The organism is Roseateles sp. (assembly GCF_044373315.1).
In the GTDB taxonomy this organism is placed as follows: Bacteria; Pseudomonadota; Gammaproteobacteria; order Burkholderiales; family Burkholderiaceae_C; genus JACDQM01.
The window spans coordinates 33,910-49,265 of the sequence record NZ_JBILQK010000012.1; the positions used below are offsets into that span (position 1 = coordinate 33,910).

11 protein-coding genes are annotated in these 15,356 nt (G+C 68.1%); 7 read left to right on the forward strand and 4 right to left on the reverse strand.

Annotated elements, in window-relative coordinates:
* Positions 1–51 precede the first annotated feature (51 nt).
* From ACIQ67_RS05060 to ACIQ67_RS05085, 6 genes are all read left to right on the forward strand, one after another.
* Positions 52–1,557 (forward strand): Ada metal-binding domain-containing protein, encoded by a 1,506-nt coding sequence (locus ACIQ67_RS05060; protein ID WP_397533267.1) that lies wholly within the window; start codon positions 52–54, stop codon positions 1,555–1,557.
* Positions 1,554–2,057, forward strand: a complete 504-nt coding sequence (locus tag ACIQ67_RS05065; RefSeq protein ID WP_397533268.1) for a methylated-DNA--[protein]-cysteine S-methyltransferase — start codon at positions 1,554–1,556, stop codon at positions 2,055–2,057. The genes ACIQ67_RS05060 and ACIQ67_RS05065 overlap by 4 nt, the downstream gene beginning before the upstream one ends.
* Before the next feature lie 69 nt (positions 2,058–2,126).
* Complete coding sequence (locus ACIQ67_RS05070) at positions 2,127–3,011, forward strand: DMT family transporter (RefSeq protein WP_397533269.1); 885 nt, start codon at positions 2,127–2,129, stop codon at positions 3,009–3,011.
* 221 nt (positions 3,012–3,232) lie between these two features.
* The gene (locus tag ACIQ67_RS05075) at positions 3,233–4,300 is read left to right on the forward strand and encodes a sensor histidine kinase (protein WP_397533270.1); all 1,068 of its coding nucleotides are present in this window, start codon (positions 3,233–3,235) and stop codon (positions 4,298–4,300) included.
* Entirely contained in the window at positions 4,297–5,058 is a 762-nt protein-coding gene (locus tag ACIQ67_RS05080; RefSeq protein WP_397533271.1) for a LytR/AlgR family response regulator transcription factor, read from the forward strand. The genes ACIQ67_RS05075 and ACIQ67_RS05080 overlap by 4 nt, the downstream gene beginning before the upstream one ends.
* Positions 5,059–5,203: 145 nt before the next feature.
* Positions 5,204–6,691, forward strand: coding sequence for a serine hydrolase domain-containing protein (locus ACIQ67_RS05085; protein ID WP_397533272.1), 1,488 nt, complete (start codon positions 5,204–5,206; stop codon positions 6,689–6,691).
* On the opposite strand, the gene ACIQ67_RS05090 is transcribed toward ACIQ67_RS05085, so the two are convergent.
* From ACIQ67_RS05090 to ligA, 3 genes are all read right to left on the reverse strand, one after another.
* Positions 6,692–8,653 carry a methyl-accepting chemotaxis protein gene (locus tag ACIQ67_RS05090; RefSeq protein ID WP_397533273.1) on the reverse strand — a complete coding sequence of 654 codons (1,962 nt, stop codon included), beginning with the start codon at positions 8,651–8,653 and terminating at the stop codon, positions 6,692–6,694.
* Positions 8,654–8,783: 130 nt separating this feature from the next.
* Positions 8,784–9,692, reverse strand: coding sequence for an MliC family protein (locus tag ACIQ67_RS05095; RefSeq protein ID WP_397533274.1), 909 nt, complete (start codon positions 9,690–9,692; stop codon positions 8,784–8,786).
* A gap of 44 nt (positions 9,693–9,736) precedes the next feature.
* Positions 9,737–11,872, reverse strand: coding sequence for an NAD-dependent DNA ligase LigA (gene ligA / locus ACIQ67_RS05100; RefSeq protein WP_397533275.1), 2,136 nt, complete (start codon positions 11,870–11,872; stop codon positions 9,737–9,739).
* A gap of 161 nt (positions 11,873–12,033) precedes the next feature.
* Between ligA and ACIQ67_RS05105 the strand changes: the two genes are divergently transcribed.
* Positions 12,034–14,025 (forward strand): putative bifunctional diguanylate cyclase/phosphodiesterase, encoded by a 1,992-nt coding sequence (locus ACIQ67_RS05105; protein ID WP_397533276.1) that lies wholly within the window; start codon positions 12,034–12,036, stop codon positions 14,023–14,025.
* Positions 14,026–14,045: 20 nt separating this feature from the next.
* Here the strand turns inward: ACIQ67_RS05105 and ACIQ67_RS05110 are convergent, their stop codons facing one another.
* Complete coding sequence (locus ACIQ67_RS05110) at positions 14,046–15,353, reverse strand: hemolysin family protein (protein WP_397533277.1); 1,308 nt, start codon at positions 15,351–15,353, stop codon at positions 14,046–14,048.
* Positions 15,354–15,356 lie beyond the last annotated feature (3 nt).

Here is a 15,356-nt window from a genome sequence, read left to right on the forward strand (position 1 = left end):
CATGTCCGGAAACGGCGAGTGCGGCGTCGGCGGCCACCCTATCATGGCCACATGCCGCTCGACCCCGACCACTGCTACCCGGCGCTTGTCGCCCGCGATGCCCGCTTCGATGGGCTTTGGTTCGTCGGCGTCAGCTCCACCGGAATCTACTGCCGCCCGATCTGCCGCGTCCGCACCCCGAAGCGCGAGAACTGCAGCTTCTACGCCAGTGCCGCACAGGCTGAGGCCGCCGCCTACCGCCCCTGCCTGAAGTGCCGCCCCGAGCTGGCTCCGCGCGCCGGTCAGCCCGCCTGGAGCGTGATGGACGCTTCGCACACGCTGGCCCGCCAGGCCGCCGAATGGCTCGATCGCAGCGACGACCCGGAGGCCTCGATTGAGCAGCTGGCGACGCAGCTTGGGATCACAGGCCGCCATCTGCGCCGCATCTTCGCCGCCGAACATGGCGTGACGCCCTTGCAGTACCTGCAGACCCGGCGCCTGCTGCTGGCCAAGCAGTTGCTCAGCGACTCGAAGCTGCCGGTGTCCGAGCTGGCGCATGCGGCCGGCTTTGCCAGCCTGCGCCGTTTCAACGCGGCCTTCATCGAACACTACCGCATGCAGCCCAGCGCGCTGCGCCGCCAGGGTGCGGCTGCGGCAGCAATGGCGAAGCCAGGCCAGTTGCGCCTGGCCTTTCGCCCGCCTTATGCGGTACAGGCCTTGCTGCAGTTCCTAGCGGATCGGGCCATCCCCGGTGTCGAGGTGGTGGACCTGGACCAGCAGCGCATCAGCCGCAGCCTGCGTCTGCTCCACCGAGGTCAGATCTTGCGCGGCCATCTTGTCGTGCAGTTCGATGCGCAGGCATCCCAGCTGCGACTCTCGCCCTCGGCCTCGCTCTGGCCGGCCAGCGCCAGCCTGCTGCCGCTGGTCCGCCGTTGGCTGGACCTGGATGCCGAGCCCAGCGGCATTGATGCCCGGATGGGCGCCCTGGCCACCGCCGAGCCTGGCTTGCGCCTGCCCGGCTGCGTGGACCGCTTCGAGCTGGCGGTGCGCGCGGTGCTGGGGCAGCAGGTCACTGTCGCCGCCGCACGCACGCTGGCGGCACGGCTGGTGCAGCGCTTTGGCGAGGCCCTGGTCGAGCCGGCGCAGGCGCCAGGCCTGAATCGCCTGTTTCCGAGCCCGGCAAGCCTCGCCGACCTCGAGCCCTCGCAGATTGCCGAGCTGGGCATCATCCGTCAGCGTGCCCAGGCCCTGATCGCGCTGGCCGAGTCCTGGCCACGCTTGCGCTTTGCGCTCGGCCAGGGCGAGGTGGACGAGGCGCGCAAGGAACTGCTGGCCCTGCCCGGCATCGGCCCCTGGACAGCCGACTACATGCTGATGCGCGGCTGGAGTTGGCCGGATGCCTTTCCAACCGGCGACATCGTGCTGCGGCGCGCCCTCAGCCCCGACCCTGCGCAGCCGCTGACGGCCGCACAGACGCTGGCCGCCGCCGAGCCCTACCGTCCCTATCGCAGCTACGCCGTGCTGCGCCTGTGGCGCAACGCCGCGCTTCTTGCGCCGGCCAAACGGAGCAGCTCATGAGTTTCACTGCCCAATGCCGCATCAACACCCCGCTGGGCCCGCTGTGCGCGGCGCGCACCGAGCTGGGTCTGGCCGGCCTGTGGTTCGACGCACAGGCCCACCATCCCGGCCCGCTGGACGCGCCCTGGGTGGATGACGATCCCCTGCTGCTGCAGGTGGCCGCGCTGCTGACGGATTACTTCGAGTGCCGTCTGGAAGTGCAAGCGCTGGCGAGGCTTCCCTTGGCGCCGCGCGGCAGCCCGTTTCAGCAGGAAGTCTGGCGTGCGCTGTTGCGCATCCCCAGCGGCCACAGCCGGAGCTATGGCGAGCTGGCGGCCTCGCTGGGCCGTCCCCACGCGGCACGCGCCGTGGGTGCCGCCATCGGGCGCAATCCGATCTCCATCCTGATTCCCTGCCACCGCGTGCTCGGCGCTGGCGGCGGGCTGACCGGCTATGCCGGCGGCCTCGCGCGCAAGCAGGCCTTGCTGCGTCTTGAAGGGACCGCCTTTGCCGAAGCCTGAACAGCGCCTCGAACCGGGTGGCGTCGCTGCCAGAATCGCGCCCTCCCAAGATTCTTTTGCCCGCCAGCCATGAAACTCAAGCCCGCCGATCTGCTGGAACTGTGCAGCTTGGCCGCCATCTGGGGCGCCTCATTCCTGTTCATGCGCCTGAGTGCGCAGGAGTTCGGCCCGGTGCCTCTGGCGGCACTTCGTGTCGCCATCGCCAGCTTGGCGCTGCTGCCCCTGCTGGCCTGGCGCCAGGGCCTGACGGAGCTGCGCAGCAACGCCCGGCCGTTGGTCGTTGTGGCCCTGCTCAACAGTGCCCTGCCCTTTGCGCTGTTCAGCTATGCCGCGCTGTCGATCACCGCCGGGCTGTCCAGCATCCTGAACGCCACCACCCCGTTGTGGGGCGCGCTGGTCGCCTGGGCCTGGTTGCGGCATGGACTGACCCCGCTGCGCGTGCTGGGGCTGATGCTGGGATTTTCCGGCGTCGTGTTCCTGGCATGGGAGCAGGCTTCCTTCAAGCCCGGCGGCAGCGGCCTGGCGCTGCTGGCCTGCCTGCTTGCCGCCCTCAGCTATGGCATTGCGGCCAACTACACGAAGAAGCGCTTAAGCGGCGTCAGCCCGCTGGCCGTGGCCACCGGCAGCCAGCTGTATGCGGCCCTCATGCTGGCCGGGCCTGCCGCCCTGTTGTGGCCTGCTGAGATGCCCAGCGCCCGGGCCTGGGGCGGCGCGCTGATGCTGGCCCTGCTGTGCTCGGCGCTGGCCTACATCCTGTACTTCCGCCTGATGTCGCGCATCGGCCCCACCAACACCATCGCCGTGACCTTTCTGATCCCGGGCTTTGCGGTACTGTGGGGTTGGCTGTTCCTGGGCGAGGCCTTCACGCTGCGAATGGCCATCGGCTGCGCCATCGTGCTGCTGGGCACGGCGCTGGCGGTGGAGTTGATCCGGCGCCCGATCAAGGGCCGCTGACACCCGGGCAAGGCGTCTCGCAGACTCAGGCCGACTGGCCTGTCGCGGCGCAGCGCTGCACTGTGGGTGGGCAGACAGCGCGCCATCTTGCCGCAGGTGCCCGTGCATCTGGCAAGATCCGCCGCTGCCTGCCACGCTGCTTACCGTGACGATCCACGCGCAATTGCGCCCGCCGTAGGCATGCCGCCGTTTGACACAGTCACCCGCCCGCCACTTGTTTGATGGACCTCCCTCACTCCACCCAGGCTGACGCCATCGACCTGCCGCCGCTGCGCTGGCCCTTGCTTGGGGCTGGGGGCGTGGCGGCCTGCAGCGGTCTGCTCAGTCTGCAGGTGCTGGGGCATGAGGCCGCATGGCAGCAGCGCCTGCTGTTGATGGCCTGCTTCCTACTGTCCGCGCTGCCGCTCACCCTGTGGCAGCGCGCCCTGTGGCGACGGGGCAGCGGCCGTTGGGCTACGGCACTGCTGCTCCTGCTCGCCAGCGGCTTGGGTGCTCTGGCGAGCAATGTGCTGCTGGCCGTGTGGAACGCCCTCGGCAGCGACGCCCCGCTGAACTGGAGCTGGGCCACGCTGCTGCGCGGGCGCGGGCCCGACGGTGTTTGGATGGCGCTGCTGGTGCACACCGCCCTGCATGCGGCGCTGAACCACGCCTGGGCACTGCAGGCCGAGCGGCTGCGCAGCGCACAGGCCCTGCAGTTGGCGCGTGAAGCCGAGCTGCGCGCGCTGCGCTACCAGCTGCAGCCGCACTTCCTCTTCAACACCCTCAACGCGATCTCTGCGCTCAGTACCGCCGGCCAGGGCGGCGCCGCACGAGAGCTCATCAGCGACCTCGCAGACCACCTGCGCAGCACACTGGAAGCCGACGAGCGCCTGCTGGTGCCCCTGGCCGAAGAGCTGGCGCACACCGAAACCTACCTCGCCATTGAAAAGCGCAGGCTCGGCCCGCGCCTGCAACTCCAGCAAGAGCTCGCACCCGAGTTGCTGGCCCAGCCCACACCGCGTTGGCTGCTGCAGCCGCTGGTCGAGAACGCGCTGCGCCACGGCATCGCGCCGCGGCCCGAAGGCGGCCTGCTGCGCTTGCAGCTGCAGCGCGATGGTGCCGATGTGCTGCTGCAGCTGGACAACCCGTTGGCCGAAAGCAGCAGCAGCGCGGCCGTTGGCCATGGCATCGGCCACCGCAATGTGCGCGCACGGCTGGCGCTGCTGTTCCCCGGCCGCCACCGTTTCGATGCCGGCCCGGTGTCCGGAGGCTACCGTGTACAAGTGCGCTGGCCGGCGGCGGCGCCATGACGCAGGCACTGCGTGTGGCCGTGGTCGACGACGAGCCGCTGGCGCGGCTGGGCGTGACAGCACGGCTGGCGGCCTTGCCCGATTGCACGCTGGTGGGCGAGTTCACCGACGCGCAGTCGGCCTGGGCCGGGCTGGCAACAGCGAGTCCTCAGCCAACGCCAGCCGTCGACGTGCTGATCGTCGATGTCCAGATGCCTGGCGACAGTGGCCTGGAGTTGCTGGCGCGCTGGCCTCAGCCGCAACGCCCTGTGGCCATCGTGCTGACCGCCCATGCTGAGTACGCCTTACGCGGTTTCGAGCTGCAGGTCGTGGACTACCTGCTCAAGCCCATCGACGACGCACGCTTTGCCGAAGCGCTGGCCCGCGCCCGCCAAGCCCTGCGGCTGCGCAGCCTGCCCGAGGATGCAAGCGCTCCTGATGCCTGGCTGCAGCGCTTCGAGTTGCGCGAGGGCGAGCGGCGTGTCTTTGTCGACGCGCAGCGGGTGCGATGGATCGAAGCCGATGCGGATTACGCGGTGCTGCACACCGAAGACGGCCGACGGCACCTGTTGCGCGAACCCTTGCATCGCCTGGCCGACCGCCTGGACCCGGCGCAGTTCCTGCGCGTGCACCGCAGCGCCATCGTGCGGCTTGACCAGATCGCCGAGATGCAGGCGCTGAGCAACCGCGATGCACTGCTTCGTCTGAAGGACGGCACGCCCGTGCGCGCCAGCCGGACCCATGTGCCGGCGCTGATGGCGCTGCTGCGTCCCCGCTGAGGCGCAGCCGCAAGAGAGCCACCTGCTCGACTGCACACCGGTTCACCGCAAGCCGGGCACGGCCTGTCGCAGACCGCTGGCCCGGAGCGCAGCCCCGCCCCATCCTCGCCGGCTGGGCGATGGGCCCGGTCAAAACGGAGTGCAGATGAAGAAGCATCGGAGAACAAGGACAGTGGCGCTGTTGGCCTGGGCCGCAGCCGTGGCAGCGCAGGCGACAGCGCAGGCAACAACGTCGAGGCCAGTTCAGCAGCAGACGCCGCCGGCGCCAGGTGCGCTGGTGGCGCAGGCGTTGCTGGACGCGATGCGCGAAGCCAGCGGCGTCCCCGGCATGGGCGCCGCGGTGGTGCAGCAAGGGAAGCTGGTGTGGCAAGGCAGCAGTGGCCGGGCCGACATCGCGCGGCATCAACCGGTGGACGCCGACACGCGCTTCCGCCTGGCGAGCGTCTCCAAGGTGTTCACGGCCACGGCACTGGCCCGGCTGGCGCAGGAGGAGCGGATCGACCCACACGCGCCACTGTCGGCAGCTGGCAACCCGCCCGACTGGTTGCCTGCGGGCTGGGGCGCCATCACGGCTGCGCAGCTGGCAGCACACACGGCCGGCGTGCCGCATTACGAATTGCAGGATACGGGCCGAGGCGGGCGCGCCTTCAGCAGCGCGCAGGATGCAGCGCGGGCGCACCTGGCCGGCCGCAGCTTGCTTGCCACGCCGGGACAGCAGTACCGCTACTCCAGTTGGGGCTACACGCTGCTGTCCGCGGCCATCGAGGCCGGCAGCGGCCGGTCGTTTGCGGACTATCTGGCCGGCACTCTCACCCAAGGCCTGGCCATCGCGCCGGAAGACATTTATCGGTCGGCTGATTCAAGCAGGAGTCGGCCCTATACCCTGACCCCGACGGGCGTTGAGGAAGCGGAGGCGCACGACTACAGCTACAGCCTGGGGGGCGCAGGCCTGGAGGCCACGCCGGCCGCGCTGGCACTCTGGGGCGGTCGCCTGTTGCAGGGTGACCTGCTGATCGAGCGTTGGCGGCAATGGATGTGGAGCCCTCAGCAGCACAGCGATGGCCGGGCCGTGAGGGAGCCGCGTGGCGATACCATGGGCATCGGCTGGCGCCTTGGGCACGATCTGCAGGGCCTGCCGCTTCGACACCATGCCGGCGTGACAAGCGGCGCGCGCAGCGCCTTGCTGCTCTGGCCCACGCTGGGGATGGGCGTTAGCCTGCTGTCCAACGCGCTCTGGACCACCGCCATCGAGCGCAACGCCGAGCTGCTGAGCGCTCCCTTCCGAGCACTGCCGGCCGACCTTGTGCGCAGCCCCTGCCCGACCGGTGCGCACACCTTGAGCATCAGCGATGCCGGCCAGACGCATGCGGTGCCGGCGCAATTCAGCGAGACGGCGGGCCTGTGTCGCGCCACGCTGCAGCTGCCCGAAGCCCTGGCCCCGCTGTTCAGCGCCGCACCTCAGCGGCCACGCCGAACGGTACAGCTGATCGCGCTGGGCCCCGGCCTCGCGCGCGCCGCTCTGGCCACGCCCTTGGGATTGCTCGAATGGCGAGCCACCGGGCCGCAAGCGGCCCAGCTGCGTTTGCCCGCCGACTCGCGGGTTGTGACGGTGCGCTGGCCCCAATTGCCTTAACTAAGGCAGCTTGAACACGTCGACTGCGGTAACCAGGCGCTGCGCCTGGTCCCGCATCGCGTCCGAGGCTGCCGCTGTCTGCTCCACAAGGGCCGCGTTCTGCTGGGTCATCTGATCGAGTTCGTGGATGGCCTTGGCGATCTGCGAGATGCCGCTGGCCTGCTCGCGCGCACCAGCCGAAATGCCCTGCAAGAGCCCGCCGACCTCCTCAGTACTGGCCACGATCTCGCTCATCGTGCTGCCGGCATCGCTGACGATGCGGCTGCCCGATTCGACGCGCTCGCCGCTGGCGACGATCAGCGACTTGATTTCGCGCGCCGCGCTGGCCGAGCGGCCGGCCAGGGCCCGCACCTCAGTGGCCACCACAGCGAAGCCGCGGCCATGCTCGCCGGCTCGTGCGGCTTCAACCGCGGCGTTCAGCGCCAGGATATTGGTCTGGAAGGCAATGCCGTCGATCACGCCGATGATCTCGCCGATGCGCTGGCTGGAGCTGCGGATGTCGTCCATGGTCTGCACCACCTGACCGATCACCTCGCCGCCGCGGCGCGCAAGGCCCACATTGCCCGAAGCAAGCTGCGAAGCCTGCTGGGAGCCGTCCGTGGTGGTCGCAACGCGCGAACCGATTTGCTCCATCGCCGAGGCGGTTTCCTCCAGATTGGCGGCCGACTGCTCGGTGCGCCGTGACAGGTCCAGCGTGCCCGAGGCCACCTCGCTGGCTGAGTCGATGATCTGAGCCGAGGTTTCGCGCACCTGGGCGACCGTGTTGCATAGCGATTGCTGCATCTCGGCAAGCGAACGCATCAGCACTGCGGTCTCATCGCTGCCCTTGACTTCGATCGCGCGCGACAGATCGCCGCCAGCCATCTCGTGCATGTGCACCACCAAGGCCTGCATGCCGCCGTTGATGGCGCGGTAAAAACAGTAGAAGAAGTAGCCAGCAGCCAGCACCAGCAACGACGTCAGGACGAAGGCAAAGGTCATGGCGGCTCGAATCCGCGATTCGCGCTCGGCCAGCAAGCCGTCCAAAGTCTTGGCAACACGGCCTTGCAACGCCAGCAGGTCCTGGATCGCGACCGTGGCATCACTCACCACCGCATCGGCGCTCAGGGCGCCTGGGCCGCCAGTGATCGTCGCGTCGGCTGCCTTGAAAAAGGCCAGAGACTTCTGCAAACCCTCTTCGAACTTCAGTTGCTTGAGTCCGGCGTTGAATTCCAGCGCCCGCCCAAAACTGAGCTGGATGCGGTTCACGCTGGCCTTGTCCACGGCCAGCGCTGCCGCCGCAGGCGCGACAGTCGCCGGGCTAATGCCATCGCGGGCCAGCGTGGCCATGGCACCGCGCGTCAGGCCCATGGCCTCCATCAGATCGGGCAACTCGACCATGGACACCAGCATCAGGTAATAACTGTCGCCTTCCGGATCCAGTGCCAGGCCGCTCGAATCCACGAAGTGAGGGGTGATGACGGCGAACTCCCCGCTGAGCGCTACCAGCGGCTTGCGCTGTTCGGCGGCCGGCGCCTTGGTGTCGATCGACTGAGCCGCCGCGTACGCCGCTTCAATCTCCTTGATGTGCACGTCGCCATCACCACCGAAGTAGGCATGCTGGAGCTTGATCGCCGCCATCGCCGTTGCGTAGCGCTTGTTGAAGTCAGCGCGAAGCCCTTCCAGATCGGGCCTGTCCTTGCCGTTGGCGCGGTCGACCACGGCACGCCGCAGGAGTTGTGTGGCCTGCATCGCCGGCACGATGGCCTGGACGACCGCGACGCCGCGGCGCTCGTTGGCCGTGCTCTCGAGCATGGCCAGATGGTCCCTGGCAAAGAACACCAGCAGCATGATCAGCGGTGCCAGCAGCAGCAGCAGCACCACCGCCGACTTGCCGGGGAACATCATCCGGCGAAACCAGTTCACCCCGGGGCGCAACCAGGCGGGGGTTGAGGCGGGCAGCGTGGACACAGGCTTGCTCATGGGCTTCACGGCATCAGAGTTGATTTGATAATTGTGATACAGCCGGCGCACTCAATCTGTAAGGACCTTCGCTAACAGTGAAATCTGAACGAATTGCACGCGGCTGTGCTGCCCGCAAGCCACAGTCGGCTCATCGAGCCCTGCTATTGCATGTGATTTCGGGCTGCCCGTAGCCCCAGAGAAGACGGATTTCGCCCCCCTTTTCCCAAAGGCTTTCGTTGCGGCCCAGATAGCGAACGCCACTGGCGCTGGGCTCCTGCACCATCAGGGACAGCTGGTCGCCACGCTCGGCGATCAGCGTCGGCGGCTCGGTGGCGAAGAACGTCACCACCACCTCATTTGCTGGATTTGCCAGATCGCAGACATAACGCATCACTTCCAGCACCGGCACCAGCCGGTAGCGCGCTTGCAGCTCGACGATGCGTCGGCGGTAGCTGTCGCGCACGCAGCCCATGATGCCGTCGGCACCGGCCTTCCAGCAGTCGTCGCGGCCCTTGATCCAGCCGCGCTGCTCGGCTTTCAGGACCGGCGGCCGCTCGTTGACCGCCTTGCGCAGCGCGGCGGCATAGACCTCGGCCAGCCGCTGATCCAGCTGACGCAGCTCCGGATCGGCGCACACGCGGGCGGCGATGCTGCCCGGAGCCGGCTTGACGCGGCAGGCCGGCGGCACCACGCTGCCGCTGCCGCTGCCGCTGCCGCTGCCGGCCGCCCGGCCTGCAACGGGCCTGGCCTGGGTGTCCGAGGCGACTCTCGCCTGCAATCGGCCTTCGATGAAACGGCACCAGTCTGCGCTGGTGCGGTTGGGCAGATCGGCGCGACCGCGCAAGCCCATGCGGAACTCCACCGTGCCCTGCCACTCGGCCGACCCCAGATCAGGCCCATGCCCCTGGCCATCACCGCTGCTCACGCGGGCCTCAACGGATTGCTGCCAGGCCTTCGAGCAGGCCGGATCGGCGCCAGGCAACTCGGCCAGGGCGGGACCCGCGATGAGCAGGCCGATCCAGCCCCAAAGACTGCTTGTGAACGCGATCAGCTGCATGACTCGACTCCCCAAGAAGTGAGCGGTTCAAGACGCGCCTTGGATCAGCCGCCGCTGAGCAGCACGCGCAGCCCTGCTTCGTCCAGCACGGCCACCGCAAGCTCACGGGCCTTGTCCAGCTTGGAACCGGCTTCCTCGCCGGCAATCAGGAAATGGGTCTTCTTCGAGACCGAACCGCTGACCTTGCCGCCGGCGGCCTCGATCAGGGCTTTGGCCTCGTCGCGGCTGAGTGTCGGCAGCGTGCCGGTCAGCACCAGGGTCTTGCCGGCCAGCGGCTGCGGGCCTTGGCTTTGGGCCGCACCCTCGCCTTCCTCCCACTGCACGCCGGCCGCGCGCAGCTGCTCGACCACCTCGCGGTTGTGCGCCTGGGCAAAGAAGGTGTGGATGCTCTGGGCCACGATCGGGCCGACGTCCCTGACCTCCAGAAGCTGCTCCACGCTGGCCTCCATCAGGCCATCCAGGCTGCCGAAATGCCGGGCCAGGTCCTTGGCCGTGGTTTCGCCCACTTGCCGTATGCCCAGCGCAAACAGGAAGCGGGCCAGCGTGGTGCACTTGCTCTTCTCGAGGGAGTCGATCAGGTTCTGCGCACTCTTGTCAGCCATACGCTCCAGCGCGGCCAGCTTGGCCACACCCAGCGTGTAGAGCCCGGGCAGGCTGAGCACGATGCCGCCGTCCACCAACTGTTCCACCAGTTTGTCGCCCAAGCCTTCGATGTCCATCGCGCGGCGGCCCGCGAAATGCAGCAGCGCCTGCTTGCGCTGCGCGGGGCAGAAAAGGCCGCCGCTGCAGCGGTAATCGATGCCGCCCTTTTCGCGCAGCGCTGCGCTGCCGCACACCGGGCAGACGGCAGGCATGCGGAAGTTCGGCACATAGGCTTGGCGTGGCGCGAAGCCGCTCGGCAGGCTGTCCGCCGCCGCAGCAGCATCGCCGGCTCGCGGCGCCGGCGCGACGCTCACGACGCGGCCCACCACCTCGGGAATCACATCGCCGGCGCGGCGCACGATCACCGTGTCGCCCACTCGCACGCCCTTGCGGCGCAGCTCGAAGACGTTGTGCAGCGTCGCATTGCTGACCGTCGTGCCGCCCACAAACACTGGCTCCAGCTTGGCCACCGGCGTCAGCTTGCCGGTGCGCCCCACCTGAATGTCGATCGCATTCAGCCGCGTCAGCTGCTCTTGCGCCGGATACTTGTGGGCCACCGCCCAGCGCGGCTCGCGGGTCTTGAAACCCAGGCTGCGCTGCTGCGCCAGGCTGTTGACCTTGTAGACCACACCGTCGATGTCAAAGGGCAGTGCATCGCGCTGCTGCGCCATCGCCTGATGGAACTGCACCAGGCCGGACGGCCCGAAGGTCACTACACGGTGCTCGCACACCGGCACGCCCATGGCCTGCAGCGCGTCCAGCACGCCCGCATGCGTGTGGGGCGGGGCCCAACCCTGCACCTCACCGAGCCCGTAGGCAAAGAAACTCAGCGGGCGCTGCGCGGCAATGCCCGGGTCCAGCTGGCGCACCGCACCAGCGGCGGCATTGCGCGGATTCACGAAGGTCTTGTCGCCCTTCTCGCGCTGCCGTTCGTTCAAGGCCTCGAAGTCGTCACGGCGCATATAGACCTCGCCACGCACTTCCAGCACGGCGGCGTCGACACCCAGCAGGCGCAGCGGAATCTGCTTGATGGTGCGGATGTTCTGCGTCACCTCTTCGCCGGTTTCGCCATCGCCACGGGTGGCTGCCTGCATCAGCACGCCGCGCTCGTAGCGCAGATTGAGGGCCAGACCGTCGAACTTCAGCTCGGCGGCGTATTCCACCGGCGCGCCGAGTTCGCCCAGATCCAGCTCGCGGCGCACCCGGGCATCAAAGCTTTCGGCGCCGGCCGGCGTGGTGTCTGTCTCGGTCAGGATGCTGAGCATCGGCACGGCATGCCGCACCGGCGCAAAGCCGTCCAGCACCCGGCCCAGCACGCGCTGCGTCGGCGAGTCCGGTGTCAGCAGTGCGGGATGCGCGGCCTCGATGGCCTGCAGCTCCTGAAACAGGCGGTCGTACTCGGCGTCCGGCAGCTCGGGCTGGTCGAGCACGTAATAAAGGTGGGCGTGGTGGTTCAGCGTGGCACGCAATTCGGCCGCGCGCGCAGCCGGCGCGGCCGGCGCCGGCACATCGGCAGAGAAGAGATCGGACTGGCTCATGCCGGGATTGTGTCCCAGCGGACTTGTTGCCTCCGGCCTCACACCAACGCGAACAGCGTGAAAAGTCACCTGCTGTTGTGACGTTGGCCTGGGCTGCATTCCTTGAAAATGACGGTAATTCAAGCCAACGCCAGATGCCAGACTTCCAGACAGCATTTCCCTTGGGGTTCGCGCTCGTCGCCAGTGGCTGGCTGGCTTGGCTGGGCGTGGAATCCGCCGCACGCCAACCGCGGACACCCGCCCAGACGCTCAGCAGCGCCACGTTGCTGAGCCTAGGCTTGTGGTGGCCGGTCTGGTCTGCAAGCAGCGCGGTGCCCTGGTCGGCTTGGGCCACGCTGAAGTTCGCGGCGCTGGCTGCCTTGCTGACGATGGCAGCTGTTCTGATCCACCTGCTGGGCCCGCGCGAAGGCCGATTCCGCATCCTTTCCGTGATTGCCACGGCCCTGATCGGCGCTGCCATGCTGGCCGGTGCCCTGGCTTGCCTGCAGGCGCCGGCTCTTGCGCAGGGCATGGACCTCGCCTGGCTGCTCGGACTAGCCGCGGCGCAATCCGTTCTCCTGCTGGGTGCCTTGGCGCTGCAACACAGCGGCGCGGGCGGCGCGCTGCTGCGCCTGCTCACCGTGCTGCCGGCCTGCCTGCTGCCCTTGCTGTGGCATGCGCCGTCCACCGCCGCCGCGCAGGACTGGCTGGCCGGGCCCGTCTTGATGAGCCTTCCCTTGCTGGGCCTGCTGGCGGTCAGCGGCCTGCTGCTGGCGCGCGAAGCGGGCCAGGCCAGGGCAGAGTCGGAACGCTCCGTCGAAGTACTGCGCAAAGCGCTGACCGACCCGCTGACCCAGCTGCCGAGCCGCCAGGCCATCGAACAAGAGCTGGAGTCCCTCACCGCGCGCTCCGACCGCAGCGGCCAGTCGCTGGCGGTGCTGGTGTTCAATCTGGACGGCTTCCACAACATCAACAGCGGCCTGGGCCATGACGTCGGCGACCAGGTCTTGCGCGATGTGGCCGCACGGCTGACCCAGTCCAAAGGCGGGCAAGAACGGATCGGGCGCATCGCGGCCGACGAATTCGTGCTGATCACGCCTTACAGCATGGACATGCAGGCGCTTTCCGCCCGGGCCAACCGGGTACTAGCCGAGCTGTCCCGGCCTTACAGCATCAGCGGCCAGGAGATGCCGCTGGGCTGCTCGGCCGGTATCTCCATCTATCCCGAGCATGGCGCCGCCCGGCGTCTGCTGACCTGCGCCAACCAGGCCTCACTGGCAGCCAAGCGGCTCGGCGGCGCCTGCTTCAGCGTCTACACGCCCGGCATGGACCAGGACGGCCGCAAGCAGCTGGAATTGCTGAAAGACCTGCACCACGCCATCGAGCGCAAGGAAATGGAGCTGTTCTTCCAGCCCAAGATCGATGCTGCCAGCGGCCAGGTGACGGCCGCTGAAGCCCTGCTGCGCTGGCGCCATCCCGTCAAGGGCATGATTTCGCCCGCGGTGTTCATTCCGGTAGCCGAACGTTTCGGGCTGATGCGTGATCTTGGCAACTGGGTCATCGAGGCGGCCTGCGTGCAGGCCAGACGCTGGCGTGATGAAGGCTTGCGCATGCGCGTGGCCATCAACCTCTCGGTGCTGCAGATGCGTCAGCCCGACATCGTCGAACGGATCGAGCGAACGCTGAACGAACACCGCATCCAGCCCGATCTGCTGACTTGCGAAATCACTGAATCGGTCGCCATGGAGGACACCCAGGCGACGCAGCAGACCTTTGCCCGGCTGGGCGAGCTGGGCGTGCATCTGTCGATCGATGATTTCGGCACCGGCTATTCCAGCCTGGCCTACCTGCGCAAGCTGCCGGCTTCGGAACTGAAGATCGATCGCAGCTTCGTCTGCGAGATCGATACCAACTCACATGCCTGGGCTGTCGTGCACGCCATCGTCCGCATGGCCCATGCGATGAACCTGCGCGTGGTGGCCGAAGGCGTTGAAACCGAGATGCAGCAGAAGTACCTGATCAAGCTCGGTTGTGACGAGCTTCAGGGCTATCTGTTCGCCAAGCCCATGTCGGCCGAAGCCATCCTGCTCTGGGCCAAGAACGACAGCGAAAGCAAGGCGCCCGAGTTCCGCGCCTCCCTGTTCGGCGAGACGGCGCCGGTCGACCTGCGCTGAGCGCAGGCCAAGATGGGGCTTCAGGGCGCTTCGGCGGGGGCCGCCGTCGGTGCCCGGGTGATCATCACCTGGTCCACCCTGTGGCTGTCCACGTCCATCACCTCGAAGCGCCAGCCTTCCCACTGCACATGGTCGGTGCGGCGCGGAATGCGGCGCAGCATCACCATCAGGAAGCCCGCCAGCGTGTCGTACTGCCCCGCATGCGGCAGACTCTCCAGCCCCAGCGCGCGCTGCACATCAGGGATGGGCGTGATGCCGTCGGCCAGGAAGGAGCCATCTTCGCGGCGCACGATCTGCTCTTCGTCATGGCTGGCCACCAGGCTGCCCATCACCGTGCTCATCACGTCGTTGAGGGTGATCACGCCCACCACCAGGCTGTATTCGTTGACGATGACGGCGAAGTCTTCCAGCGCCTGGCGGAACTGGGTCAGCACCTCGGACAGCGTCAGCCGGTCGGGCACCATCAGCACCTTCTTCACCAGGCCGGGCGTGCCACGCAGGCTGATAGGCTCGTCGCGCAGCACGCGCTGGAACAGATCGGTGGCATCCACATAGCCCACCACCTGGTCGATCTCGCCGTCGCAGACCAGATAGGTGGAATGCGGGTCCTCGGCAATGCGGTTGCGCACCAGCGCATCGTCATCGTCGAGGGAGAAGAACACGATGCGCTCGCGCGTGGTCATCGCGCTCTCGACGGTGCGGGTGTCGAGCTCGAAGACATTGGCAATCATCTGCTGCTCGGCGTCCGCCACCACGCCGGCCTGGTTACCGGCCTCGGTCAGCGCCAGGATGTCATGGTGCGTGATCGTGTTGTCGCGCTCGGCAGGCCGGCCCATCAGGCGGATCAGGCCGGTGGTCAGCGTGCTGAACACCCAGGCCAGCGGCCGCAGCAGCGTCACCAGCGTGAGCATCGGCCCGACCACCACCACCGCCATGCGCTCGGGCTCGTTCATCGACAGGCGCTTGGGCAGCAGATCGGCCAGCACGATGAACAGCGCGGTGATGGTGACGAAGGACAGGCCGAAGCCCAGCGTCTGTGCGCGCTCCGGCGTGGTCAGCAGGCGCAGCGCGGCTTCGTAGTGCGGTGTCAGCGCGCCCTCGCCGACGATGCCGCCCAGGATGGCCACCATGTTGACGCCGATCTGCACCACGGTGAAGTAATGGCCCGGCTGCTCCTGCACCGCCAGCACGCGCGCGGCGCGCGCCTCTCCTTCATCGGCCATCTGCTGCAGACGCAGGCGGCGCGAAGCGGCCAGCGCCATCTCGGCCACCGAGAAAAAGGCGGCCGCTGCGATCAGCACGGCAATCAGCAGCAGGCTTGTACTCATAGG